We start from the raw sequence: 24,716 nt of genomic DNA on the forward strand, positions 1-24,716 counted from the left end.
GTCGGCACGGTGCCGTTGTAATTGGCGGCAGGCGTGAAGGTATAGGCGCCGTTCGCGCCGATGACCAGGGTGCCGACGTTGGCGATGGTGGCGGTCTGGCCGGCGGCGTAGGTGGTTTCGCCGATGGTGAAGTTGACCACGCTGACCGGGCCGTCGACGCTTGAGGTGCCGGTGAGGACGCTGCCGGTGACGGCGGTGTCTTCGGCGGTGGTCACGCTTTCGTTGGCATCGGTGAAGCTGTCGTCGACCGGCGTGACGCTGATGTTCAGGGTCGAAGTGTCGTCTGTACCCGAACCGTCGGTGACGGTGTAGGTAACGGTCGGCACCGTGCCGTTGTAATTGGCGGCCGGGGTGAAGGTGTAGGCGCCGTTCGCGCCGATCACCAGGGTGCCGACGTTGGCGATGGTGGCGGTCTGGCCGGCGGCGTAGGTGGTTTCGCCGATGCTGAAGTTCACCACGCTGACCGGGCCATCGACGCTCGAGGTACCGGTGAGGACGCTGCCGGTCACGGCGGTGTCTTCGTTGGTGGTCACGCTTTCGCTGATGTCGGTGAAGCCGTCGTCAACCGGGGTGACGCTGATGTTCAGGGTCGAGGTGTCGTCTGTACCGGAACCGTCGGTGACGGTGTAGCTAACAGTCGGCACCGTGCCGTTGTAGTTGGCGGCCGGGGTGAAGGTGTAAGCCCCGTTCGCCGCGATCACCAGGGTGCCGACGTTGGCGATGGTCGCGGTCTGGCCGGCGGTGAAAGTGCCAGCAACACCGTCGATGCTGAAGCTCACCACGCTGACCGGGCCGTCAACGCTCGAGGTGCCGCTGAGGACACTGCCGGTGAGGGCGGTGTCTTCGTTGGTGGTCACGCTTTCGTTGGCGTCGGTGAAGCTGTCATCGACTGGCGTGACGCTGATGTTCAGGGTCGAAGTGTCGTCTGTGCCCGAACCGTCGGTGACGGTGTAGGTAACGGTCGGCACCGTGCCGTTGTAATTGGCGGCCGGCGTGAAGGTATAGGCGCCATTGGCGCCGATCACCAGAGTACCGACGTTAGCGATGGTCGCCGTGCTGCCCGCGACGTAAGTGGTTTCACCGATGGTGAAGTTAACCACGCTGACTGGCCCATCGACGCTGCTCGTGCCAGTGAGGACGCTGCCGGTGACGGCGGTATCTTCCAGGGTCGAGACCGTTTCGTTGGCATCGGTGAAGCTGTCATCGACCGGCGTAACGCTGATGTTCAGGGTCGAAGTGTCGTCTGTACCGGAACCGTCGGTGACGGTGTAGGTGACGGTTGGCACCGCGCCGTTGTAGTTGGCGGCCGGGGTGAAGGTGTAGGCCCCATTCGCGGCGATCACCAGGGTGCCGACGTTAGCGATGGTCGCCGTGCTGCCAGCGACGTAGGTGGTTTCACCGATGGTGAAGTTCACCACGCTGACTGGACCGTCAACGCTCGAGGTGCCGGTCAACACACTGCCGGTGACGGCGGTGTCTTCCAGGGTCGAGACCGTTTCGTTGGCGTCGGTGAAGTTGTCGTTGACTGGCGTGACGCTGATGTTCAGGGTCGAGGTGTCGTCTGTACCGGAGCCGTCGGTGACGGTGTAGGTGACGGTTGGCACGCTGCCGTTGTAGTTGGCGGCCGGGGTGAAGGTGTAAGCGCCGTTGGCACCGATCACCAGGGTGCCGACGTTAGCGATGGTCGCCGTGCTGCCAGCGACGTAGGTGGTTTCACCGATGGTGAAGTTCACCACGCTGACTGGACCGTCAACGCTCGAGGTGCCGGTCAACACACTGCCGGTGACGGCGGTGTCTTCAGCGGTGGTCACGTTTTCGTTGGCATCGGTGAAGCTGTCATCGACCGGCGTAACGCTGATGTTCAGGGTCGAGGTGTCGTCTGTACCGGAACCGTCGGTGACGGTGTAGGTGACGGTCGGCACGGTGCCGTTGTAATTGGCGGCCGGGGTGAAGGTATAGGCGCCATTGGCGCCGATCACCAGAGTACCGACGTTAGCGATGGTCGCCGTGCTGCCCGCGACGTAAGTGGTTTCACCGATGGTGAAGTTAACCACGCTGACCGGACCGTCGACGCTCGAGGTGCCAGTCAACACACTACCGGTGACGGCGGTGTCTTCAGCGGTGGTCACGCTTTCGTTGGCATCGGTGAAGCTGTCGTCGACCGGGGTGACGCTGATGTTCAGGGTCGAGGTGTCGTCTGTACCGGAACCGTCGGTGACGGTGTAGGTAACGGTCGGCACGCTGCCGTTGTAGTTGGCGGCAGGCGCGAAGGTGTAGGCGCCGTTCGCGCCGATCACCAGGGTGCCGACGTTAGCGATGGTTGCGGTCTGGCCGGCGGTGAAAGTGCCAGCAACACCGTCGATGCTGAAGTTAACCACGCTGACCGGGCCATCGACGCTCGAGGTACCCGTCAACACACTGCCGGTCACGGCGGTATCTTCAGCGGTAGTCACGCTTTCGCTGATGTCGGTGAAGCTGTCGTCGACCGGGGTGACGCTGATGTTCAGGGTCGAGGTGTCGTCTGTGCCGGAACCATCGGTGACGGTGTAGGTGACGGTTGGCACCGTGCCGTTGTAGTTGGCGGCCGGGGTGAAGGTGTAGGCGCCGTTCGCGCCGATGACCAGGGTGCCGACGTTAGCGATGGTCGCGGTCTGGCCGGCGGTGAAAGTGCCAGCAACACCGTCGATGGTGAAATTCACCACGCTGACCGGGCCATCGACGCTCGAGGTACCGGTCAACACACTGCCGGTGACGGCGGTGTCTTCCAGGGTCGAGACCGTTTCGTTGGCGTCGATGAAGCTGTCATCGACCGGCGTAACGCTGATGTTCAGCGTCGAAGTGTCGTCTGTACCGGAACCGTCGGTGACGGTGTAGGTGACGGTCGGCACCGTGCCGTTGTAGTTGGCGGCCGGGGTGAAGGTATAGGCGCCATTGGCGCCGATCACCAGGATGCCGACGTTGGCGATGGTCGCGGTCTGGCCGGCGGTGAAAGTGCCAGCAACACCGTCGATGCTGAAGTTCACCACGCTGACCGGGCCATCGACGCTCGAGGTACCGGTGAGGACGCTGCCGGTGACGGCGGTGTCTTCGGTGGTGGTCACGTTTTCGCTGATGTCGGTGAAGCCGTCGTCAACCGGGGTGACGCTGATGTTCAGGGTCGAGGTGTCGTCTGTACCGGAACCGTCGGTGACGGTGTAGCTAACAGTCGGCACCGTGCCGTTGTAGTTGGCGGCCGGGGTGAAGGTGTAAGCCCCATTCGCTGCGATGACCAGGGTGCCGACGTTAGCGATAGTCGCAGTCTGGCCGGCATTGAAAGTGCCAGCAACACCGTCGATGCTGAAGTTCACCACGCTGACCGGGCCATCGACGCTCGAGGTACCGGTGAGGACGCTGCCGGTGATGGCGGTGTCTTCGTTGGTGGTCACGCTTTCGCTGATGTCGGTGAAGCTGTCGTCGACCGGCGTAACGCTGATGTTCAGGGTCGAGGTGTCGTCTGTACCGGAACCGTCGGTGACGGTGTAGGTAACAGTCGGCACGCTGCCGTTGTAGTTGGCGGCCGGCGTGAAGGTGTAAGCCCCGTTCGCCGCGATCACCAGAGTGCCGACATTGGCGATGGTCGCCGTGCTGCCTGCGACGTAAGTGGTTTCACCGATGGTGAAGTTGACCACGCTGACCGGGCCGTCGATGCTCGAGGTGCCGGTGAGGACGCTGCCGGTCACGGCGGTGTCTTCGGCGGTGGTCACGCTTTCGTTGGCGTCGGTGAAGCTGTCGTCGACCGGGGTAACGCTGATGTTCAGGGTCGAGGTGTCGTCTGTGCCGGAACCGTCGGTGACGGTGTAGGTGACGGTTGGCACCGCGCCGTTGTAGTTGGCGGCAGGGGTGAAGGTGTAGGCGCCATTGGCGCCGATCACCAAAGTACCGACGTTGGCAATGGTCGCGGTCTGGCCGGCGGTGAAAGTGCCAGCAACACCGTCGATGCTGAAGTTAACCACGCTGACCGGACCATCAACACTCGAGGTGCCAGTCAACACACTGCCGGTCACGGCGGTGTCTTCGTTGGTAGTCACGCTTTCACTGGCATCGGTGAAGCTGTCATCGACTGGCGTAACGCTGATGTTCAGCGTCGAGGTGGAGCCGTCGGTCACGGTGTAGCTCACCGTCGGCACTGTGCCGTTGTAGTTCTCGGCCGGGGTAAATGTGTAAGCCCCGTTCGCTGCGATCACCAGGGTACCGACATTGGCGATGGTCGCGGTCTGGCCGGCTGTGAAGGTGCCATTGACGCCGTCAATGGTGAATGTAACCACGCTCAGCACGTTGTCGATGTCGCTGTCGTTGCTCAGCACGTTGCCGGTCGCAGCGGTGTCTTCAGCAGTGATTTGGGTGTCGGCAGTCAAAACGCTCGGATCATCGACCGGCGTCACGGTGAGATCCAGTGTGCTGCTGGAGCCGGTGTTGGTGGTGTACGTAACTTGCGGTACAGCACCGTTGTAGTTGGCGTCCGGAGTAAAGGTGTAGTCGCCATTGGCGCCGATGGTCAACGTACCGACGCCGACGATGGTCGCTGTCTGGCCTGCGGTGAAACTGCCGGTCACACCAGCGATGGTGAAGCCGGTGACGCTGAGCGGCGTCGCGGCATCGCTATCGTTGGTCAGTACATTGCCTGTTGCGACGCTGTCTTCGGCCAGGGTGCCAGTATCCGCGGTCAGTACGCTCGGAGCGTTGACGGACGTGATGGGCGCAGTGGTCGTGATGGTCTGGTTGCCGGTATCGAGCGTAGTAGGGGTAGCCGTGGCGTCAGGACCGGTGGTTGGGAAGCCGATGGTCGGGTCGACGCGGCCAGCCGTGGCGTCGAGCATGACGAAGCTGTGACCACCACCGGCGGCACCACCAGAACTTGCGGCAGTCGGGCCGGCGGCGGTGGCTTCAAGGTCTTTTGTTGGGTCGACACCGGCAGCAATGGCCTGTTGCAGCTCTTCTACCGAAGGCGCGGCTTGCGCGGTGGCGGCTGCCAGGTCAGTGCCGGAGTCCGGAGCGTCGGCGCTCCACTGGGTGTCACGGCCCAGATCGAGGGTGCGGCCATCGGCCAGTTCCAGGGACACGGCACCGGAAAGGCCGGTGTCGATCTGATCACCGGCGAACAGCTTGTCGCCTTCAACGAGAACACGGCGGACGCCCTCTGGGGACACCACGAAAACTTGACCGACAATGCTTTTGACGATGGCAACAACACTGCTCATTGAAGACTCTCCGGGGTGTCACGTTCAGTTGGCTTCCATGTACCTGATGGCGTTTGCGCCGACCAGTCTGGACGTACATTGCAAGATAGATGCACAAGTTTGACGCATCAATTCGTCAGTTTTTTGGCTATATTTTTTCGCTATTAACTTTATGCCAAACTATTGACCTTCTTAGGGTCATCCTAAACAATCGCCCCAGTAATGTCACATTGATATTTGAGCTGTGACCTGTCCTCGGTATGTGATCCAGTTCCGCTTTTTGAACTTTCCGACATACGGTCATTCGGCTTGCCATCTTCCGACACGGCGCGTTTCTCTGCCGTGATTCAAGACAAGAAGTCCTGGGAAATTCCTACAATGCGTTCGCCTTTGTTCATGGCTATACCTTTCGCCCTCGCCGCGTCTTTCGTCCAGGCGCAATCCTTACCAGAAGCCATGCAACAAGCGCTGGATGTCCATCCGGCGGTCCAGGCAGGCGTCAACAGTCGGTTGGCTGCTGATTATCAGTTGAAGGCGGCGAAAGGTGGATACCTGCCACGGGTCGACCTGCTGGGCGGTTATGGTCGCGAAGGCACCGATAGCGTGACCACGCGCGGTGACGGCAGTAACAATCACTGGGAAACCCTGAATCGCAGCGAGTCGAGTTTGCGCCTGACCCAAATGGTCTTTGACGGTTTTGCGACGTCCAGCGAAGTAGGGCGTCAACAAGCCACCGTCAACTCCCGCGCCTATTCGCTGCTGGGTACTTCCGAGCGTACCGGGTTGACCGTGGCCCAGGTTTATCTCGATGTGCTGACCCGTCGCGAATTCGTGCGTCTGGCCGAGGACAACCTCAAAAGTCACCAACGCATTTACGACCAGATCCAGCTGCGCACCCAGCGCGGCGTCGGCAGCGGCGCCGACCTCGATCAGGCGGAGGCGCGGATGGCCCAGGCGCGCAATAACCTGATCACCGAGCAGACCAACCTGGCTGACGCCGAAACCAACTACCTCTCCGCTGTCGGCCAAATGCCGGATCAACTGGAGCGCCCGGCAAGTTTCCTGGCGCTGATGCCGGCCAATCTGAATGAAGCCCGCGCGCAGATGCTGGAAAACAGCCCGATCCTGCGCTCGGCCGAATCCGATATCGCCGCTGCCGAGAAGCAATACGACACGGCCAAGTCGACTTTCTACCCTCGCTTCGATGCTGAGTTGGGTCGCACCGCGGACAACGACATTGATGGCCAGAACGGCCACAACAACGAATGGCAAGCCATGCTGCGCATGCGCTTCAACCTGTATTCCGGCGGCAGCAACAAGGCTGATCTGGAATCCAAGTCCTACCTGTCGAACCAGGCACTGGACATCCGCAACAACGCCTTGCGCCAATTGAATGAAGAACTGGGCCTGGCCTGGAACGCCCTGAACAATGCCAACGCGCAGGTGCCGATCGCCCAGCAATACGTCGATCACAGCACCGCCGTGCGTACCGCCTACCAGCGCCAGTTCAGCCTTGGCGAGCGTACCCTGCTGGATTTGCTCGACAGTGAGAACGAACTGTTTAGCTCTTCTCGCCGTCTGGCGGAGATCAAGAACATTCAGTTATTTACTCAGTACCGAATCAAGGCGACCATGGGCGAGTTGCTCAAGAGCCAGGGAGTGGTCGCACCATTGGCATCCGTTGTGCAGAACGACGTGAAGCCCAAGGTCCAATTGCCCGGTATGAATTGAGCAGGACCTTCATTGTTCAATTGTTAGCCAAGAGTGCCGAGCGTGGAATCAGAAGTCAGTCGGGTTCAACTCATTCATGATCCGCGCGCGTTGCACGACGATCCGCTATTGGATGGTCTGCTCGCTCTTTGCATGCTGCACCAGAAGCCTGCCAGCGCGGCAATGCTCACCACCGGCCTGCCGTTGCCCGAGCAACGCTTGAGTGTCGACTTGCTGCCTCGCGCGGCAGCTCGCGCGGGGCTGCAAGGTCGGGTGCTGCAACGCAAGCTGCAGGACATTCCGGCGATTGCCATGCCGGCATTGTTGCTGCTCAAGGACGGTCGCAGTGCCGTCCTGCTCGGCTGGCAAGGCGAAGATCAGGTGCGGGTGCTGCTCAGCGAAAGCGATGGTGGTGAGTCCCTGGTCAGCCGTGAACTGTTGGCCGACGACTACACCGGCAAGGTCTTTTTCGCCCAGCCCCAGCACAAATTCGACGTCAATCACGGCACGCTGATTCCGCGTGCGCGCTCGTGGTTCCGCGACACCCTCAAGCGTTCGCGCTGGTTGTACGCCGACGCCATCGCCGCCAGTTTCCTGATCAACATCATTGCCATGGCCGCGCCGTTGTTCGTGATGAACGTCTACGACCGCGTCGTACCCAACCAGGCCGAAGCGACGCTGTGGGTGCTGGCTCTCGGCATCTCTGGCGCCTACCTCTTCGACCTGATCCTGAAAAGCCTGCGCAGTCTGTGCCTGGACCTGGCCGGCAAGAAAACCGACCTGATCATCTCGGCCACGCTGTTCGAGCGTATCGTCGGCATGGCCATGAAATACCGGCCGGCGCGGGTCGGCAGCTTTGCCCAGAACATCCATGAGTTCCAGAGCCTGCGCGATTTCCTCGCCTCGCTGACCCTCACCAGCCTGATCGACCTGCCGTTCACCCTCCTGATTTTCCTCGTCATTGCGATCCTCGGCGGGCATCTGGTGTGGATACCGGTGCTGGCGTTCCCGATCGCACTGGCCATTGGCTATGCCTTGCAGAAACCCCTGGTAGCGACCATGGAGCGAACCATGGCGCTGGGGGCCGAGCGTCAGTCGAGCCTGATCGAAACCTTGGCCGGGCTGGATGCGGTGAAGGTCAACAACGCCGAAAGCGAACGCCAGTATCAGTGGGAACAGACCATCGGCACCCTCAGCCGCCTTGAGTTGCGGGTGAAAATGCTTTCCGGCCTGGCGATGAACATCACCTTGCTGATCCAGCAACTGGCCGGGGTGATCATGATCGTCTTCGGCGTGTACCAGATCATCGACGGTCACCTGAGCATGGGTGGCCTGGTTGCTTGCTACATGCTCAGTGGTCGTGCGCTCAGTCCACTGGCGTCCTTGTCCGGTTTGTTGACCCGCTATCAGCAGGCGCGGGTGACCATGACCTCGGTCGACCAGATGATGGAGCTGCCCCAGGAGCGCAATTTCGAGGAGCGTCCACTCAGCCGCAAGGTGCTGCAAGGCGCCATTGAGTGCCGCCAGCTCAACTTCACCTACCCGCAACAGCAGAACCCGGCGCTGAAGAACATCAGCCTGTCGATTCGTCCCGGCGAAAAAGTCGGGATCATTGGCCGAAGCGGCTCGGGCAAGAGTTCGCTGGCAAAATTGCTGGTGGGGCTGTATCAGCCGGATGAAGGCGCGCTGTTGGTCGATGGTGTGGATATCCGCCAGATCGACGTCAGCGAACTGCGCTACAACATCGGCTACGTGCCCCAGGACATTCAGTTGCTCGCCGGCACCTTGCGCGACAACCTGGTTTCCGGCGCACGGTATGTCGAAGACGAGCTGGTACTGCAAGCGGCAGAGCTGGCCGGCGTCCACGAATATGCGCGCCTGCATCCACAGGGTTATGAGCTGCAAGTGGGCGAACGCGGGCAGAACCTCTCCGGCGGTCAACGGCAAAACGTCGCCCTGGCCCGTGCACTATTGCTCAACCCGCCGATCTTGTTGCTCGACGAGCCGACCAGTGCCATGGATAACACCGGCGAAGAGCGTCTCAAGCAGCGTCTGGCAGCCGTGATCGAGAACAAGACAATGGTGCTGGTAACGCACCGGGCATCGCTGTTGTCGCTGGTTGAACGGCTGATCGTGATCGACCGCGGGCAGATACTCGCCGACGGCCCGAAAGCCGCGGTGATGGAAGCGTTGAAGAAGGGGCAGATCAGTGTTGCTTAAGTCGGGTAAGGGTTCGATCCTTCGCTACTTCAAAGGCTCTGCTTCACTGCAGGGCCAGCCGCTGCCGGAGGTCAACAAGGCGCTGATCGAGGATGCGCCTCGGGTGGTGCGGCTGACGATCTGGGCGATCATCGCGTTCTTTGTGTTCCTGATGCTCTGGGCCAATTTCGCGGTCATCGACGAAGTGACCAAGGGCGACGGCAAGGCGATTCCATCGTCGAAGATCCAGAAAATCCAGAACCTTGAGGGCGGTATCGTCTCAGAACTGTTCGTCAAGGAAGGCCAGATCGTCGAAGCCGGCGCACCGCTGCTTCGCCTGGACGACACGCGATTTGCTTCGAACGTCGGCGAAACCGAGGCCGATCGGATGTCGATGGTGCTGCGCGTCGAGCGCCTGAGCGCCGAAGTCGATGATCGCCCGCTGAACTTCCCCGAGGATGTGCTCAAGGCCATACCGGGTCAGGCCAAGAGCGAAGAGTCGCTCTATATCAGCCGCCGCCAGCAGTTGCATGACGAGATTGGCGGCTTGCAGGAGCAATTGATCCAGCGCCAGCAAGAGCTGCGCGAATTCACCTCCAAGCAGGCGCAGTATCGCCAGCAACTGGGCTTCCAGCGTCAGGAAATCAACATGTCCGAGCCGTTGGTGGCCCAGGGCGCGGTATCGCCGGTGGAAGTCCTGCGCCTCAGGCGTGCCGAAGCGGAGACCCGTGGTCAGCTCGACGCCACCACCCTGGCTATTCCGCGAGCCGAATCGGCAATCAAGGAAGTGCAGCGCAAGATCGACGAAACTCGCGGCAAGTTCCGTAGCGAAGCCCTGACCCAGCTCAATGAAGCACGCACCGACCTGAACAAGGCCCAGGCCACCGGCAAGGCCCTGGAAGACCGGGTCAGCCGTACGCTGGTCACTTCGCCGGTGCGCGGTATCGTCAACAAGTTGCTGGTCAATACCATCGGCGGCGTTATCCAGCCGGGCAGCGACCTGGTGGAAATCGTACCGCTGGACGACACCTTGTTGGTCGAGGCGAAGATCCGCCCGCAGGACATCGCGTTCCTGCACCCGGGGCAGGAAGCGACGGTGAAATTTACCGCCTATGACTACACCATCTACGGCGGGATGAAGGCCAAGCTGGAGCAGATCGGTGCCGATACCATTACCGACGAAGACAAGAAAACCACCTACTATCTCATCAAGCTGCGCACCGACCGTAGCCACTTGGGCACTGATGAAAAGCCGTTGCTGATCATTCCGGGGATGGTGGCCTCGGTGGACATCATTACCGGTAAGAAGACCATTCTCAGCTATCTGATCAAGCCGATCATCAAGGCGCGGGCCGAGGCGCTGCACGAGCGCTAGACCTTTAGTGGATTCACTGGCCTCATCGCGAGCAAGCCCGACTCCTACAAGGTTCTTTGTTGAAACACGATCATGTGATTCACATAAAAACCTGTGGGAGCCGGGCTTGCCCGCGATGGCGTCAGTGGAAACACCCCGCCAGCGTCAGAAAGTGACACAAAACGTCACTCATCATCCCCATCCATTCTTCACCAATCGCCATATCGTTATTCATTAACGGTATTTAAATTTCAATTCTTATATCTATAAAGTTAATCCCCTGCGTACCTGCCGACCAATCGGCGCGCCGCACGACACGAACCAACACGGGATCTCCGTGAGTTTCTGATCGACGCGCGCGCCTTTGAGCGTGCCGTGCGTGGGAGTGATTTATGTCTGCAGCTTCAGCTTCGCCAAGCATCGCGCCACAATTTTTTGAAGTCCGTCCGTTCAGCGGCGCGGTGGGTGCCGAAATCATCGGTCTCGACCTGTCCCGGCCGATCAATGACCAGGACTTCGCACGCATTCACCGCGCGCACCTGGACCATCACGTGGTGGTGTTCCGTGACCAGCGCATCACCCCCGAACAGCACATCGACTTCAGCCGTCGTTTTGGCGTGTTGCAGATCCATGTACTCAAGCAGTTCCTGCTGGCAAACCACCCGGAAATCCTCATCGTTTCCAACATCGTCGAAAATGGCCAGAACATTGGCCTGGGCGATGCCGGCAAGTTTTGGCACTCCGACCTCTCCTACAAGGAACTGCCGAGCCTTGGCTCGATGCTGCACGCCCAGGAGCTGCCATCGGAGGGCGGCGACACGCTGTTTGCCGACATGCACAAAGCCTGGGACAGCCTGCCCGAGGCGCTGCGCAAAGCGGTGGAAGGCCGCTCGGCCGCGCACTCCTACACGGCGCGTTACAGCGAAACCAAATTCGAAGGCAGCTGGCGCCCGACCCTGACCCCGGAGCAACTGGCCCAGGTGGCCGAAGTCGTCCACCCGGTCGTGCGCACCCATCCGGAAAACGGTCGCAAGGCACTGTTCGTCAGCGAAGGGTTCACCACCCGCATCGTTGGCCTGCCGGAAGACGAGAGCCAACAACTGCTAACCGAGCTCTACGCCCACAGCGTGTTGCCGCAAAACATTTACCGCCATCAATGGCAGCCCCATGACCTGGTGTTCTGGGACAACCGTTCGCTGATCCACCTCGCCGCCGGCTGCCCCAGCCATCTGCGCCGCAAGCTGTATCGCACCACCATCCAGGGCGACGCGCCTTTCTGATTTGTCGGAGATTTGACCATGTCCAAACGTCTGCCCTTTGCACCCCTGGCCGCCGCCATTGGCCTGGGTTTCAGCCTGATCGCCGGCAGCCTGGTGGCGCCGACCGTGGCCCACGCCGAAGGTGAAATCCGCATCGCCGAACAGTTCGGCATCGTTTACTTGCTACTTAACGTGGTGCGCGATCAGAACCTGATCGAGAAGTACGGCAAGCAGGAAGGTATCGACATCAAGGTCGACTGGACCCAGCTCTCGGGCGGCGCGGCGGTCAACGATGCGCTGCTGTCCGGGTCCATCGATATTGCCGGTGCCGGCGTCGGTCCGTTGCTGACCATCTGGGACCGTACCCACGGCAAGCAGAACGTCAAGGCCGTGGCTTCCCTCGGCAACTTCCCGTACTACCTGGTGAGCAATAACCCCAAGGTCAAGAGCATCGCCGATTTCACCGAGAAGGACCGCATCGCGGTGCCGGCCGTGGGTGTTTCGGTGCAGTCCCGCTTCCTGCAATATGCAGCCGCCAAGCAGTGGGGCGACAAGGAGTTCAATCGCCTCGACAAGTACACCATCGCTGTTCCGCACCCCGACGCGACAGCGGCGCTGGTGGCCGGCGGCACCGAGCTGAGCGGGCACTTCTCCAACCCGCCGTTCCAGGATCAGGAACTGGCCAACTCTAACGTGCACGTGGTGCTGAACACCTATGACCTGCTCGGGCCGAACTCGCCGACGGTGCTGTTTGCTACCGAGAAATTCCGCAATGAGAACCCGAAAACCTACAAAGCGTTTATTGACGCTTTGACCGAAGCGGCGCAATTCGCGCAGAACGACAAAGGCGCGGCAGCCGACACCTACATCCGCGTCACCAAGGCCAAAATCGACCGCGCCGCGTTGCTGAAAATCATCGACAACCCGCAGTTCGAATTCAGCGTCACGCCGAAAAATACTTACCCGTTGGCCGAGTTCCTCTACCGCGTTGGCGCTATCAAGAACAAACCGGATTCGTGGAAGGACTACTTCTTCCAGGACGCCAAGCCACTGCAAGGGAGCTGACCGAAATGAATGCCCCTTTGCAAGGCCACACGGTCAGCAAACCGATCGCGGCAGCCCAGGCGCTGCTGTCGGTCGATAACGTCAGTCTCGAATACCGCACGCCGCAGCGTGTGGTGCGGGCGACCCATCAAGTCAGTTTCGAGATCGACCCGGCGGATCGTTTTGTCCTGCTCGGGCCGTCCGGTTGCGGCAAGTCGACATTGCTCAAGGCCGTCGCCGGATTCATTCAGCCCGTGGAAGGCGAGATCCGTCTGCAAGGCCGGCGCGTCGATGCGCCGGGGCCGGACCGGATCGTGGTGTTCCAGGAGTTCGATCAACTGCCGCCGTGGAAAACCGTAAAACAGAACGTGATGTTTCCGCTGCTGGCCTCGAAAACCCTCAAGCGCAAAGACGCCGAAGTGCGAGCGCTGCATTATCTGGAGAAGGTGGGTTTGGCGGCGTTTGCCGATGCTTATCCGCATACCCTGTCCGGTGGCATGAAGGCACGGGTTGCCATTGCGCGGGCGTTGGCGATGCAGCCGAAAATCCTCCTGATGGACGAACCCTTCGCCGCCCTCGATGCGCTGACCCGACGCAAGATGCAGGAGGAACTGTTGCTGCTCTGGGAAGAGGTGCGCTTCACGCTGCTGTTCGTCACGCACTCCATCGAAGAGGCGCTGGTGGTGGGCAACCGCATCCTGTTGCTGTCACCGCATCCGGGGCGAGTGCGGGCGGAAGTCCACAGTCATCAATACGATTTGCACAGCCTTGGCGGTGTGGCGTTTCAGGAATCGGCACGGCGCATCCATCGGTTGCTGTTCGATGAAGGCCAATCAGCGCAAACCGAGCATGAGCTGGGTTTCGCCGACATCCGCATTGCTTATTGAGCCAGTTGAGAGGAGGGCCCGATGAGCCATTTATCATCCCCGCGTGAAGAGTTCGAAACACTTTTGCAGCCACTGACCAGCGTGCCGCTGGAGCGTGAATTGCCCCTTGGCCAACGCCTGTGGCAGCAAGGTTGGTTGCGCAAAAGCCTGATCCTGATTTTGCTTGCGGTGCTGTGGGAAGCTGTTGCGCGGTATCAGAATAACGACCTGCTGCTGCCGAGTTTTCTTCAGACCACTCACGCACTGTACGACGGCCTGTTCAGCGGTGAATTGCTGGGCAAGGTGTGGATTTCCCTGGTGGTGTTGCTCAAGGGTTACCTGATCGGCATCGTCCTCGCGTTTGCCCTGACCACGCTGGCAGTGTCGACGCAGTTCGGTCGCGACCTGCTCAGCACCCTGACCTCGATGTTCAACCCATTGCCGGCGATTGCGCTGCTGCCGCTGGCGCTGTTGTGGTTCGGCCTGGGGCAGAACAGCCTGATTTTCGTGCTGGTGCATTCGGTGCTCTGGGCCTTGGCGTTGAACACCTATGCCGGGTTTCTCGGCGTCTCGGAAACCCTGCGCATGGCCGGGCGCAATTATGGTCTCAAGGGCATGCGCTTTGTGCTGTTCATCCTGATCCCGGCAGCATTGCCGTCGATCCTTGCCGGCCTGAAGATCGGCTGGGCGTTTGCCTGGCGCACGTTGATTGCCGCTGAGCTGGTGTTTGGTGCAACCAGTGGGAAGGGTGGGCTGGGGTGGTACATTTTTCAGAATCGCAATGAGCTGTACACGGACAAGGTGTTTGCTGGCTTGGCGGTGGTGATTCTGATTGGGTTGCTGGTGGAGAACCTGGTGTTTGATTCGCTGGAGCGGGTGACGGTGAAACGGTGGGGGATGGTGCGGTAAAAAAATCGCGAATCGCGAGCAGGCTCGCGAAGGCAGCCGACCCATCATCACCGAACCAGATGGGATGTTTGCTAGCATTGCGCTTGAATCAATCTTGATCAGATATGAGTGCTTGCCATGCAACTCCCGGACATGAACCTGTTGGTCGCCCTCGACGCCTTGCTCGACGAGGGCAGTGTGGTGGGTGCCGCGCGGCGGATGAACCTGAGCCCGGCGGCCATGAGCCGGACGTTGACGCGCATCCGCGAAGCCATTGGCGATCCGATCCTGGTGCGCGCCGGCCGTGGCCTGGTGCCAACCCCCAAGGCGCTGGAATTGCGCGAGCAAGTGCGCAGTGTGGTGGAACAGGCCGGGCTGCTGTTTCGCTCGGCCGATGCGGTGGAGCTGAGTTCGCTGCGGCGCCGATTCAGTATTCGGGCCAACGACTTCTTTGTCGGCGTTTACGGCGGCAAGCTGTTCGACACCCTTGACCGGCAGGCGCCGCACTGCGAGTTGCGTTTCGTCCCGGAAGGCGACGGCGATGATGAGGCGTTGCGCGAAGGGCGGATCGATCTGAGCGTCAGCAACACCCGGCCATTGACTCCGGAAGTGAAGATTCAGAACCTGTTTTCCACCCACTTCGTCGGCCTGGTGCGCGAGGATCATCCGCTGCTGGACGAAGAGATCACGGCAGAGCGCTATGCCGGTTATTCCCATATCAGCATGTCCCGGCGTGGCATTGCCCGTGGTCCGATCGATACCGCGCTCAATGCCCTGGGGCTGGAGCGGCGGGTGGCGGTGATCGCCCCAAGCTTTCATGCGGCCATGTTTGCCTTGCCTGATTCCGACCTGATTCTGCCGGTGCCCAAGGAGGCCTTGCTGAGTGTGCGGCGGCTGGGATTGAAGCTGCGCTCGTTCGACCTGCCCATTCCGTTACCGACCCTCATGCTGACCCAGGCCTGGCACCCGCGTTTCGACAAGGATCCAGCGCACCGCTGGCTGCGTGAAACACTGAAAACCTGCTGCGATGAAACGTGGTTGGCTGCACAACCCCTGTAGGAGCGAGCTTGCTCGCGATGGTCGTCAACGATAACACTGGCTGGCAGGTTCCCCGCGGCGTTCTCGGGTTTATCGCGAGCAAGCTCGCTCCTACAAGGGGCAGGAGGGTATCGTTGCGTCTGGCGCACTTATAACCTGCCAATAAGTTGATTTTCGTCAGGCATCGCACTTTTTAGAATGCTTCGGTCTTCCCACGCCGGAGCTTGCAGTACATGACTTCCCTTACGGCCACCGTACCTGTTGCGGCAGCCGCTCCGCCCGTCTTCGGCCCACGGATCATCATCGGCCTGGTAGGCGTACTGCTGGCGGTGCTGGTGTCGGGCCTGAACGAGATGGTGACCAAAGTCGCCCTGGCCGACATCCGCGGTGCGTTGGCCATCGGCTACGACGAAGGCACCTGGCTCGTGGCCTGTTACACCGCGACGTCCGTGGCGGCCATGGCCTTCGCGCCGTGGTGTGCGGTGACGTTCTCGTTGCGGCGTTTCACCCTGTGCGCCATCGGACTGTTCACCCTGCTGGGTGTGTTGTGCCCTTTCGCCCCGAATTACGAAAGCCTGTTGTTGCTGCGCACCTTGCAAGGCCTGGCCGGCGGGGCATTGCCACCCATGCTGATGACCGTGGCCCTGCGGTTTCTGCCGGCCAACGTGAAGTTATATGGCCTGGCCGGTTATGCCCTGACGGCGACGTTCGGCCCCGGCCTGGGCACGCCGTTGGCCGGGTTGTGGACCGAGTATGTCGGCTGGCAGTGGACCTTCTGGCAAATCATCGCGCCGTGCCTGATTGCCATGGCCGCGGTGGCGTATGGCTTGCCCCAGGACCCGCTGCGCCTGGAACGCTTCAAGTCCTTCAACTGGCGCGGGGTGCTGTTGGGTTTCCCAGCTATTTGCATGCTGGTGATCGGCATTTTGCAGGGCAACCGCCTGGACTGGTTCGAATCCAGCCTGATCTGCGGATTGATCGGTGGCGGGCTGTTGCTGCTGGTGCTGTTTTTGGCCGGCGAGTGGTCGCAGCCGATACCGTTTTTCAAGATGCAGATGCTCGGCATCCGTAACCTGTCTTTCGCCCTGCTGACCCTGGCGGGCGTGCTGGTGGTGTTGCAGGCGGTGATCATCATTCCGTCCAGCTACCTGGCGCAGGTCCAGGGTTATCGCCCAGTGCAGACCGCGCCGATCATGCTGCTGGCGGCGCTGCCGCAATTGATTGCGCTGCCGTTGGTGGCGGCGCTGTGCAACTTTCGCTGGGTCGATTGCCGCTGGGTGTTGGGCATCGGCCTGAGCATGCTGGCGCTGTCGTGCGTCGGCGGCTCGCAACTGACGTCCGCATGGATTCGCGACGATTTCTACGTGTTGCAATGGCTGCAGATTTTCGGCCAGCCCATGGCGGTGCTGCCGCTGCTGATGCTGTCCACCGGCAGTATCAACCCGATGGAGGGGCCGTTCGCGTCGGCCTGGTTCAACACCGTCAAAGGCCTGTCGGCGGTCATCGCCACTGGGGTGATCGAAGCGCTCACCACGGCACGCCTGCATTTTCACTCGACCATGCTGGTCGATCGTCTCGGCAACTCGCCGCTGGCCGAGCACGACAGCGCAAGCCTTGCTCATCGTCTGCATGAGCAAGCGCTGGTGCTCACTTCCTCTGATCTTTACCTGTGCATGGCGGGTATCGCCGTGACCTTGATCCTGTTGATTTTCTGGCTGCCGACGCGGATCTATCCGCCGCGCGCACCGACCTGAATGCTCCACTGATACAGAAGGTTTTTATGAACACTCAAACAAAGCAGAAAGTCGTGGTTGCCGTGGCCACCGCATTGGCCGTCGGGGTGTTGTTGTACCTGGCAATGCCCGGCCTGTTCGGCAAGCGTACCCAACAGAACACCAACGATGCTTATGTCTCGGCGGATTTCACCCTTGTTGTGCCGCGGGTCGCCGGGTTTATCAAGCAAGTACTGGTCGAGGACAACCAGCAGGTCAAGGCCGGGCAGTTGCTGGCACTGATCGATGACCGGGATTTGCGCGCAGCCGCCGATGCCGCCGATGCCGAAACGCTGGTGGCCAGGGCGCAACTGCAAAACGCCCGGGCGACCCTGGAGCGCCAGGCCTCGGTGATTGCCCAGGCGCAATCCTCGGTGGTTTCGGCCAAGGCGGAAATGGCCTTTGCCGAGCATGAATTGAACCGCTACAACCACCTCGCCGGAGTGGGCGCCGGCACGGTGCAAAATGCGCAACAGGCGCAAACGCGCATCGACCAGGCGTCCGCACGAATGTCCAATGCCACGGCAGTGCTGGCGGCGGAGCGCAAGCAAGTGGAGATCCTCACGGCCCAGCGCGATGCCGCCGAAGGGGGCCTGAAACGGGCGCAAGCGAAGCTGGAAATGGCCAGCTACGAGTTGTCCTATACGCGGATCGTCGCGCCACAGGACGGCATGGTCGGCGAACGCGCGGTGCGGGTCGGCGCCTATGTCACGCCGGGCAGCAAAATCCTCGCGGTAGTGCCGCTGGCGCAGGCTTATGTGATGGCCAACTTCCAGGAAACCCAACTGACGGATGTGCAGCCGGGGCAGGCTGTGCAAGTGCGCGTTGACAGTCTGGGCGGTGCGGCACTCAACGGTCGTGTCGAAAGCATTGCACCGGCCACCGGGGTGACGTTCGCCGCGATCAAACCGGACAACGCCACCGGCAACTTCACCAAGGTGGTGCAGCGGATACCGGTGAAGATCGTGCTGGAACCGGGACAGTCGCTGGCCGAACGTTTGCGGGTGGGGATGTCGGTGGAGGCGAGTATTGATACCGGCAGCGATGCATCGTCTGCGCGAGAGGTGACTCAGCGATGAATTTTTTCGATCGTGATATGAGCCTGTGGCGAGGGGGCTTGCCCCCGTTCGAGTGCGCAGTGCTCGCCAAAGCCAGGCCCGCTTCGCGACCCAACGGGGGCAAGCCCTCTCGCCACAAGAGACTCGTTCAGTCAGCGGTTTTGGCATTGAACTTACTGGCCGTCAGCGCCTGTACCGTAGGGCCCGATTTCCAAAAGCCCGAAACCACACAAATCGCCGAATGGGCAAAACCATCAACGGCAGCCGCCAGCCAGGCCGTCGCCGAAACAATGGACGAGCGCTGGTGGGAAGTGTTCCGCGACCCGACACTCTCGGCCTTGAGCCAGCGCGCCCTGACCGACAACCTCGACCTGAAGCTGGCCGGCAGCCGCTTGCAGCAAAGTCGTGCGGTGCGCCAGGTCATCACCGCCGACCGCTTCCCCAACACGGCCGCCAGCGGCAGTTACGGGCGCAATCGCAACAGTGCTGAAGGTCTGAGCGACCCGTCGAGTCACCATGGCCAATCGGCCTTCAACCTGTGGAACGCCGGCTTTTCCGCCTCTTGGGAGCTGGATTTCTGGGGCCGTGTGCGTCGGGAAACCGAAGCCGCCGACGCCAACCTGGAAGTCGCCGAGAACGACCGACGCGGTGTGCTGCTGTCGGTGCTGGCCGAAACCGCGCAGGATTACATTCAGTTGCGCGGCGTGCAGAACACTCGGCTCGTTACCGAACAGAACCTCGAAGTCGCCCGCCACAGCCTGAAGCTCTCGCAGCTGCGCCTGGCCGACGGTGTCGCGACGGATCTGGATGTCGCCGAAGCCGCCGCGCAAGTGGCCGCCATCGAGTCGCGCCTGCCCGCGCTGGAGCAGCGGCAGTGGCAACTGATCAACGCCTTGAGTCTGTTGATGGGCGAACCGCCCCAGGCATTGGCGGCGGAGTTATCCACAGACGCACCGGTGCCACAAACGCCGCGACAGGTCGCCATTGGCTTGCCTTCGCAACTGGCTGAACGGCGTCCGGACATTCGCCAGGCCGAAGCACGGCTGCATGCCGCCACGGCCAGCATTGGCGTGGCCAAGGGCGATTTCTACCCGCGCATCACCCTGTCGGGGAACATCGGCTCCCAGGCCATGCAACTGAGCGATTTTGGATCCTGGGGCTCGCGTTCGTTCGCGATTGGCCCGCAATTCAGCTTGCCGTTGTTCGACGGTGGCCGCTTGAGCGGTGTGTTGAACCTGCGTGAGGCGCAACAACAGGAAGCCGCTATCGCCTATCAACAAACCGTGCTGCGCGCCTGGCATGAAATCGATGACCAGCTGACCGCCTACAACGCTAGCCAGTTGCGCCGCGACAGCCTGGCCGAAGCCGTGCGCCAGAACCGGATTGCGCTGGACACCGCACAACAGCAGTACGTCGAGGGCGTGGTGGATTTCGTCACCGTACTCACCGTGCAAGGGGCGTTGCTGGCCACGCAGGAGCAGTGGGTCGAGAGTTCGACCGGCGTGTCGTTGGCGGCCGTCGGGTTGTACAAGGCGCTGGGCGGAGGTTGGGAGTCGGTGTATCCCGTGGTGGAGACGGCGCAGCGCTGACGGTGCAACCGCCGGCTATCGCTCCACGACCGGGTCAGCATCGACGTTGCTCGACCTGAAGGGCTAAAGTGTTGCGCAAACAATCTGGCTCTTCACTCAACGTCGCAAGGGGAGGCAATGGAGGCGCGCAGAGAAACGCCGATGGACGACACTCAGGGACCGCACGCCAACCCTGGTTTCGCCAGGGGCGCGCAACCGCTGATCCGTTGGGCGAGAGAGCATTGGCTGGTGCCGATCCTGGTATTGGCCGCGCTGGTGCGCTTTTATGATCTGACCGCTGCCGCGATTTGGGGTGACGAGGGTTCCAGCCTGCTGCTGGCCCGTTACTCATTACCTGACATCTGGTTGCATGCCGCCTACGACGTGCATCCGCCGCTGTATTTCATACTGCTGCACGGCTGGATCGCGATGTTTGGCGACGGCATATTGTCGATCCGCTGCCTCAGTGCCTTGCCGGGGATTGCCTCGGTCTGGCTCGGTGTGTGGTTGGTCGATCGGCTCGCCACACGCCGAGCCGCAATAGTGGCCGGCGTCCTGTTGGCCCTGCTGCCCACGGCGGTGCGCTACAGCCAGGAAGTGCGCATGTATTCGCTACTGGGACTGTGGTTGCTGGGGGCAACCATTGCGTTGGTGTACTGGATCCGCAAGCCGCAGCGCCGGCGCTACCTGGTGATCTATGTCGTGCTGATGAGCGCGGCGTTCTACACGCATTACTTCACGGCCCTGTGTGTGCTCTGCCATTGGTTGTACCTGGGGATCATCCGTGTGCAGCCGGGGCATCGTCTGCGGCACATCCAGCGGGGTGACTGGTGGCTGGCCAATGTGGCTATCGTGGCACTGTATCTGCCGTGGTTGCCGGGGTTTGTCGACCTGCTACGGCACCTTGACCAGTTGAAGGCCAATGGCGATGTTGGCTGGGAATTGCCCGTCAGCCTGGATTCCTTGCCGTCGATGGTCTGGTCGTTGCTGACCCAGGACGACGGCGAAACCCTGCCGTCACTGGTATTCATTGCCTTGCCGCTGGCCTTGCCGTTGCTGGCATGGGTGGCGCTGACACGTGATCGAAGCGTGTTCCGCGGCAGTGCGCTGCTCGCGGTCTACACCTTTGTCCCGATGCTGCTGGTGTTTGCGGTGTCGTTTTTTTCGCCGATATTCATCGAGCGCTATCTCACCGCCTATGCCCTTGGCCTGCCGCTGTTGGCAGCATTGGCAATCGACCGCTTGTACTCTGGTTCCCGGGTGCTGGCCATGACGGTGCTGGTCCTGTTTGTCGGTGTGGAACTGGTGGGCCTGAAAAACAATGCGACGGTGGACGTCCATGATCAGGTCAATGTCCTGGTGGAAGACGTCAACCTGCATTTTCAGCCCGGGGACCGGATCGTCACCAGTGACATGCTCTGGTACTTGAGTTACGTCTACTACAACCACACCAATACCCAACCCCTGCTGTACACCCCGCCACGGGCCGATGGCACTTCGAGCCGGCCGAACGACTATGGTTTCGGTACCTTGACGACGCCAGATGCTTATCTGGATCACTTGAGCGATTTACCCAAGGGCACGGGACGAGTCTGGCTGATTGGCACTGCCGACGTACCTGACGAGTTCGCACCGTTGCCAGCGCAATGGCAGATCGCTCGTCAGATGAAGGCCGGTGGTGTTGCCGCGAGGCTGTACCTGTCCGGCAATACCGCGCAATGAGTGGCGTCATCGCAGCCTTCAGGGTTTCGACGACAAGTCCGCCATGCCCTTGAGCAACTCGATCGGCAGTGGAAAGACGATAGTTGAACTCTTGTCGCCGGCAATCGAACTCAGGGTCTGCATGTAGCGCAGCTGCATGGCCCCCGGTTGGCGGCCGAGCATTTCGGCGGCCTGCATGAGTTTTTCAGAGGCCTGCAATTCACCCTCGGCGTGGATCACCTTGGCTCGCCGTTCCCGTTCGGCTTCGGCCTGCTTGGCGATGGCGCGGATCATCGATTCGTTGAGGTCCACGTGCTTGATCTCGACGTTGGCGACCTTGATGCCCCAGGCGTCGGTCTGGGCGTCGAGCACTTGCTGGATGTCCAGGTTCAACCGTTCGCGTTCGGCCAGGAGTTCGTCCAGTTCGTGTTTACCCAGCACCGCCCGCAGCGTGGTTTGCGCCAATTGGCTGGTGGCGGCCAGGAAATCCTCGACCTGGATGATTGCCTTCTGCGGATCGAGTACGCGGAAATACAGCACGGCGTTGACCTTGACCGACACGTTGTCGCGGGTGATCACGTCTTGCGGCGGCACGTCCAGCACCACGGTGCGCAAATCGACCCTGACCATTTGCTGGACCACCGGAATCAGCAGGATCAGGCCGGGTCCCTTGACCTGCCAGAAGCGTCCGAGCTGGAACACCACGCCGCGCTCGTACTCGCGCAGGATGCGAAACGTCGACCCTGCCAGTGCGATGAGCAACAGCAGGAGCGCGACAAGACCCAATTGCAAACCCATGACTATTCTCCGCCCGGCGCCGCGTCAGCCGCGGCCACTTGCAGCAGCAAACCCTTGCGTCCCACCACCCGTACCCGTTGTCCGGGTTGCAGTGGCGTCGCGCTGAGCACTTGCCATTGTTCTCCTTGCAGATGAATCCAGCCGCCATAGGCGTTGCCGGCCTGCAATGACGTCACCGCCGTCACGCTGCCGAGCAGTCCGGCATCACCGCTGACGGTGTGGCGCGGTCGCGTTTTCAGGGCGTGAATCACCAGATAGATCAGCAACAGCGCGCTGACCAGCCCCAGGCCGATCATCAACGGCACGGGCACATCGGTATTGGTCAGGATCACCGCGCCGATCACGAACATCACGATGCCGCCCAGGCCGATCACGCCGTAGTTGGGCAAGGCAGCCTCGGCGATCAGGAACGCGATGCCGAAGGTGATCAGCCAGATCCCGATGGGGTTGGGCACCAGCAGCACAACCGTGTCGGTGGCAAAGACCGATCCGCTCAACGCCAACAGCAACGCAACTGCACAGCAACGCGTGTTCACTTGACCCTCCGGGAGAGTCTCGGGGTGGCTCTGTAGACAGTTTAGTTGACCCGCGAGTTGTATGAATTTTGCTCAATTGTCGACGACGTCCGATGGGCGGATTTCCCGTCGGAACGCGCCAGCGGGCCTAGACTTTCAGTACCGAAAGAAAGTGTTAACCAGCGTCCGCCAGCGGTTGTTGCGGACACCGAGGTGCATCATGCGTATGGCAAGAACCGTGCAGCGCAGCCTGGAAAAGGCTCAATGCAACTACGACATCGTCAGCCACCCACACTCGGCCAGCAGTCTTGAAACGGCACGGGTCGCAGGTATTCCTGCCGAACGGGTGGCCAAGTCGGTGATCCTCGACGATCACCATGGGCATTACCTGATGGCCGTGCTGCCCGCCAGCCGTCACCTTGACCTGAGCAAAGTCCGCAACAGCGGTGAGTGGCAGGTTTCCCGCGAAAGCAATCTGGCGCACCTGTTCGACGATTGCGAACGCGGCGCCGTTCCGGCGCTGGGTGAGTCCTATGGGTTGGAGGTGGTTATCGATCCGCTGCTGACCCGGCAGAAAGACATCTATCTGGAGGCCGGCAACCACGTCAACCTGGTGCGCATGGACATGCCGGAGTTCCTGAAAATGGTGCCGCATGCCGAGGTGCGGGAGTTGAGTCATTGAGTTTTGTTTCGTCAATGCTGGCGTCTTCGCGGGCAAGCCCGCTCCCACAGAGACTGCGATTAACCTGTAGGAGCGGGCTTGCCCGCGATGACCGCGCAGCGGTCCCTATATCGGTTCACAGGAGTTAGACATGGAAAACCCAACCCACAACCTTCCATCCCTGTTCAAACAACTCGGCCTGCCGGACGACGCCGAAAGCATCGATAAATTCATCGCCACCCATTCACCGCTCAAACCGGAACTGCACCTTGCGGATGCATTTTTCTGGAGCCCGTGCCAGGCAGAACTTCTGCGTGAAGAGATTCTCGATGACGCGGATTGGGCCGAGGTGGTGGATCAACTGGATGTGATGTTGAGGAAGGGGCGGGGGGTGTAAAAACTGATAGGCGGTGATCCACAGCGGTTGCTCTGATCACAATAATTGACCAGAATTAAGACCTTATTTGAGGTCTTAATCATGCAAAGTGTTTTGGCTGATATGGCTGTCAGCGTGTCTGAACTAAAGAAAAACCCCTCTGCCGTTTTGAATAGCGCCCACGGAGGGCCTGTCGCAGTGCTCAATCACAATCGTGTCATGGGATATATGGTTCCTGCCGATGTGTTCGAAGCCATGATGGAGCGCCTGGATGATTTGGAGTTGGCGGAAATCGTGCGTTCTCGTCGTCATGAAACGCCGATCCCGGTAACCCTGGATGACTTATAAGCTCGAATTTCTGCCGTCTGCACGCAAAGAGTGGGACAAGCTGGGGCATACGCTGCGTGAGCAATTCAAAAAGAAGTTGGCCGAACGGCTCGAACTGCCTCGAGTCCCTTCCGATTCACTCCATGGCATGCCCGACTGCTACAAGATCAAGCTGAAGTCATCGGGGTATCGACTCGTCTACGAGGTGATAGATGAGCGCGTCGTCGTTTCTGTCGTTGCAGTAGGAAAGCGCGAACGCAGTGAAGTGTATGAGCGTGCCAAGAAACGTTGATGGCCCTCGGCAGGTCGCTGTTACGTATTTGTTTCAAAACTTGACGGAAAATCCCCTCCAATGCGATATTGATA

Annotated in this window: 19 protein-coding genes; 16 read left to right on the plus strand and 3 right to left on the minus strand. The window is 60.8% G+C overall.

Annotated features, from left to right (window positions below; translation table 11 throughout):
* Nucleotides 1-5,237: retention module-containing protein (locus B0D71_RS23040; RefSeq protein WP_133160953.1), on the minus strand; the 5,237-nt coding region annotated here is incomplete at its 3' end.
* 357 nt (nt 5,238-5,594) lie between these two features.
* On the opposite strand from B0D71_RS23040, the gene B0D71_RS23045 reads away from it, so the two are divergent.
* The 12 genes from B0D71_RS23045 (at nt 5,595) to B0D71_RS23100 (ending at nt 21,694) form a co-directional block, all read left to right on the plus strand.
* The gene (locus B0D71_RS23045) at nt 5,595-6,947 is read left to right on the plus strand and encodes a TolC family outer membrane protein (protein ID WP_103396775.1); all 1,353 of its coding nucleotides are present in this window, start codon (nt 5,595-5,597) and stop codon (nt 6,945-6,947) included.
* 42 nt (nt 6,948-6,989) lie between these two features.
* A complete protein-coding gene (locus B0D71_RS23050) occupies nt 6,990-9,146 on the plus strand; it encodes a type I secretion system permease/ATPase (RefSeq protein WP_103396776.1) in 2,157 nt (718 codons plus the stop codon).
* Nucleotides 9,136-10,500: an HlyD family type I secretion periplasmic adaptor subunit gene (locus B0D71_RS23055; RefSeq protein WP_103396777.1), complete on the plus strand. Its 1,365-nt coding sequence runs from the start codon at nt 9,136-9,138 to the stop codon at nt 10,498-10,500. The genes B0D71_RS23050 and B0D71_RS23055 overlap by 11 nt, the downstream gene beginning before the upstream one ends.
* A 371-nt stretch (nt 10,501-10,871) precedes the next feature.
* A complete protein-coding gene (locus B0D71_RS23060) occupies nt 10,872-11,759 on the plus strand; it encodes a TauD/TfdA dioxygenase family protein (RefSeq protein ID WP_103396778.1) in 888 nt (295 codons plus the stop codon).
* A gap of 18 nt (nt 11,760-11,777) precedes the next feature.
* Nucleotides 11,778-12,803, plus strand: coding sequence for an ABC transporter substrate-binding protein (locus B0D71_RS23065; RefSeq protein ID WP_103396779.1), 1,026 nt, complete (start codon nt 11,778-11,780; stop codon nt 12,801-12,803).
* A 5-nt stretch (nt 12,804-12,808) separates the two neighbouring features.
* Nucleotides 12,809-13,669, plus strand: coding sequence for an ABC transporter ATP-binding protein (locus tag B0D71_RS23070; RefSeq protein WP_103396780.1), 861 nt, complete (start codon nt 12,809-12,811; stop codon nt 13,667-13,669).
* Between the two features lie 21 nt (nt 13,670-13,690).
* Entirely contained in the window at nt 13,691-14,557 is an 867-nt protein-coding gene (locus B0D71_RS23075) for an ABC transporter permease (protein ID WP_103396781.1), read from the plus strand.
* 117 nt (nt 14,558-14,674) lie between these two features.
* On the plus strand, nt 14,675-15,595 hold the full coding sequence (locus B0D71_RS23080) for a LysR family transcriptional regulator (protein WP_103396782.1): 921 nt from the start codon (nt 14,675-14,677) through the stop codon (nt 15,593-15,595).
* Between the two features lie 212 nt (nt 15,596-15,807).
* Nucleotides 15,808-17,328: an MFS transporter gene (locus B0D71_RS23085; protein ID WP_103396783.1), complete on the plus strand. Its 1,521-nt coding sequence runs from the start codon at nt 15,808-15,810 to the stop codon at nt 17,326-17,328.
* Nucleotides 17,329-17,354: 26 nt separating this feature from the next.
* Entirely contained in the window at nt 17,355-18,425 is a 1,071-nt protein-coding gene (locus B0D71_RS23090) for an HlyD family secretion protein (protein WP_103396784.1), read from the plus strand.
* Nucleotides 18,422-19,993 (plus strand): efflux transporter outer membrane subunit, encoded by a 1,572-nt coding sequence (locus B0D71_RS23095; protein WP_103396785.1) that lies wholly within the window; start codon nt 18,422-18,424, stop codon nt 19,991-19,993. The genes B0D71_RS23090 and B0D71_RS23095 overlap by 4 nt, the downstream gene beginning before the upstream one ends.
* 117 nt (nt 19,994-20,110) lie before the next feature.
* Nucleotides 20,111-21,694 carry a glycosyltransferase family 39 protein gene (locus tag B0D71_RS23100; RefSeq protein ID WP_103396786.1) on the plus strand — a complete coding sequence of 528 codons (1,584 nt, stop codon included), beginning with the start codon at nt 20,111-20,113 and terminating at the stop codon, nt 21,692-21,694.
* A gap of 18 nt (nt 21,695-21,712) precedes the next feature.
* On the opposite strand, the gene B0D71_RS23105 is transcribed toward B0D71_RS23100, so the two are convergent.
* Both B0D71_RS23105 and B0D71_RS23110 read right to left on the minus strand, forming a co-directional pair.
* A complete protein-coding gene (locus B0D71_RS23105) occupies nt 21,713-22,471 on the minus strand; it encodes a slipin family protein (RefSeq protein WP_103396787.1) in 759 nt (252 codons plus the stop codon).
* 2 nt (nt 22,472-22,473) lie between these two features.
* On the minus strand, nt 22,474-23,007 hold the full coding sequence (locus tag B0D71_RS23110; RefSeq protein ID WP_103396788.1) for an NfeD family protein: 534 nt from the start codon (nt 23,005-23,007) through the stop codon (nt 22,474-22,476).
* A gap of 199 nt (nt 23,008-23,206) precedes the next feature.
* Between B0D71_RS23110 and B0D71_RS23115 the strand changes: the two genes are divergently transcribed.
* From B0D71_RS23115 to B0D71_RS23130, 4 genes are all read left to right on the plus strand, one after another.
* Nucleotides 23,207-23,668: an aminoacyl-tRNA deacylase gene (locus B0D71_RS23115; RefSeq protein ID WP_103396789.1), complete on the plus strand. Its 462-nt coding sequence runs from the start codon at nt 23,207-23,209 to the stop codon at nt 23,666-23,668.
* 130 nt (nt 23,669-23,798) lie between these two features.
* On the plus strand, nt 23,799-24,044 hold the full coding sequence (locus tag B0D71_RS23120; protein ID WP_103396790.1) for a DUF2789 domain-containing protein: 246 nt from the start codon (nt 23,799-23,801) through the stop codon (nt 24,042-24,044).
* An 81-nt stretch (nt 24,045-24,125) separates the two neighbouring features.
* The gene (locus tag B0D71_RS23125; protein WP_103396791.1) at nt 24,126-24,371 is read left to right on the plus strand and encodes a type II toxin-antitoxin system prevent-host-death family antitoxin; all 246 of its coding nucleotides are present in this window, start codon (nt 24,126-24,128) and stop codon (nt 24,369-24,371) included.
* Nucleotides 24,361-24,642, plus strand: a complete 282-nt coding sequence (locus B0D71_RS23130) for a type II toxin-antitoxin system RelE family toxin (protein WP_103396792.1) — start codon at nt 24,361-24,363, stop codon at nt 24,640-24,642. The genes B0D71_RS23125 and B0D71_RS23130 overlap by 11 nt, the downstream gene beginning before the upstream one ends.
* The last annotated feature ends 74 nt before the right edge of the window (nt 24,643-24,716 follow it).

Origin of the sequence: Pseudomonas laurylsulfativorans, assembly GCF_002906155.1 — a bacterium.
GTDB classification, from domain to species: Bacteria; Pseudomonadota; Gammaproteobacteria; order Pseudomonadales; family Pseudomonadaceae; genus Aquipseudomonas; species Aquipseudomonas laurylsulfativorans.

Excerpts from the sequence above, each read along its gene's own strand:
- B0D71_RS23060 (WP_103396778.1), top strand. The coding sequence starts at position 10,872 with ATGTCTGCAGCTTCAGCTTCGCCAAGCATCGCGCCACAATTTTTTGAA.
- B0D71_RS23115 (WP_103396789.1), top strand. The coding sequence starts at position 23,207 with ATGCGTATGGCAAGAACCGTGCAGCGCAGCCTGGAAAAGGCTCAATGC.
- B0D71_RS23095 (WP_103396785.1), top strand. The coding sequence starts at position 18,422 with ATGAATTTTTTCGATCGTGATATGAGCCTGTGGCGAGGGGGCTTGCCC.
- B0D71_RS23090 (WP_103396784.1), top strand. The coding sequence starts at position 17,355 with ATGAACACTCAAACAAAGCAGAAAGTCGTGGTTGCCGTGGCCACCGCA.
- B0D71_RS23085 (WP_103396783.1), top strand. The coding sequence starts at position 15,808 with ATGACTTCCCTTACGGCCACCGTACCTGTTGCGGCAGCCGCTCCGCCC.
- B0D71_RS23105 (WP_103396787.1), bottom strand. The coding sequence starts at position 22,471 with ATGGGTTTGCAATTGGGTCTTGTCGCGCTCCTGCTGTTGCTCATCGCA.
- B0D71_RS23080 (WP_103396782.1), top strand. The coding sequence starts at position 14,675 with ATGCAACTCCCGGACATGAACCTGTTGGTCGCCCTCGACGCCTTGCTC.
- B0D71_RS23120 (WP_103396790.1), top strand. The coding sequence starts at position 23,799 with ATGGAAAACCCAACCCACAACCTTCCATCCCTGTTCAAACAACTCGGC.
- B0D71_RS23100 (WP_103396786.1), top strand. The coding sequence starts at position 20,111 with ATGGAGGCGCGCAGAGAAACGCCGATGGACGACACTCAGGGACCGCAC.
- B0D71_RS23125 (WP_103396791.1), top strand. The coding sequence starts at position 24,126 with ATGCAAAGTGTTTTGGCTGATATGGCTGTCAGCGTGTCTGAACTAAAG.
- B0D71_RS23075 (WP_103396781.1), top strand. The coding sequence starts at position 13,691 with ATGAGCCATTTATCATCCCCGCGTGAAGAGTTCGAAACACTTTTGCAG.
- B0D71_RS23065 (WP_103396779.1), top strand. The coding sequence starts at position 11,778 with ATGTCCAAACGTCTGCCCTTTGCACCCCTGGCCGCCGCCATTGGCCTG.
- B0D71_RS23045 (WP_103396775.1), top strand. The coding sequence starts at position 5,595 with ATGCGTTCGCCTTTGTTCATGGCTATACCTTTCGCCCTCGCCGCGTCT.
- B0D71_RS23130 (WP_103396792.1), top strand. The coding sequence starts at position 24,361 with ATGACTTATAAGCTCGAATTTCTGCCGTCTGCACGCAAAGAGTGGGAC.
- B0D71_RS23070 (WP_103396780.1), top strand. The coding sequence starts at position 12,809 with ATGAATGCCCCTTTGCAAGGCCACACGGTCAGCAAACCGATCGCGGCA.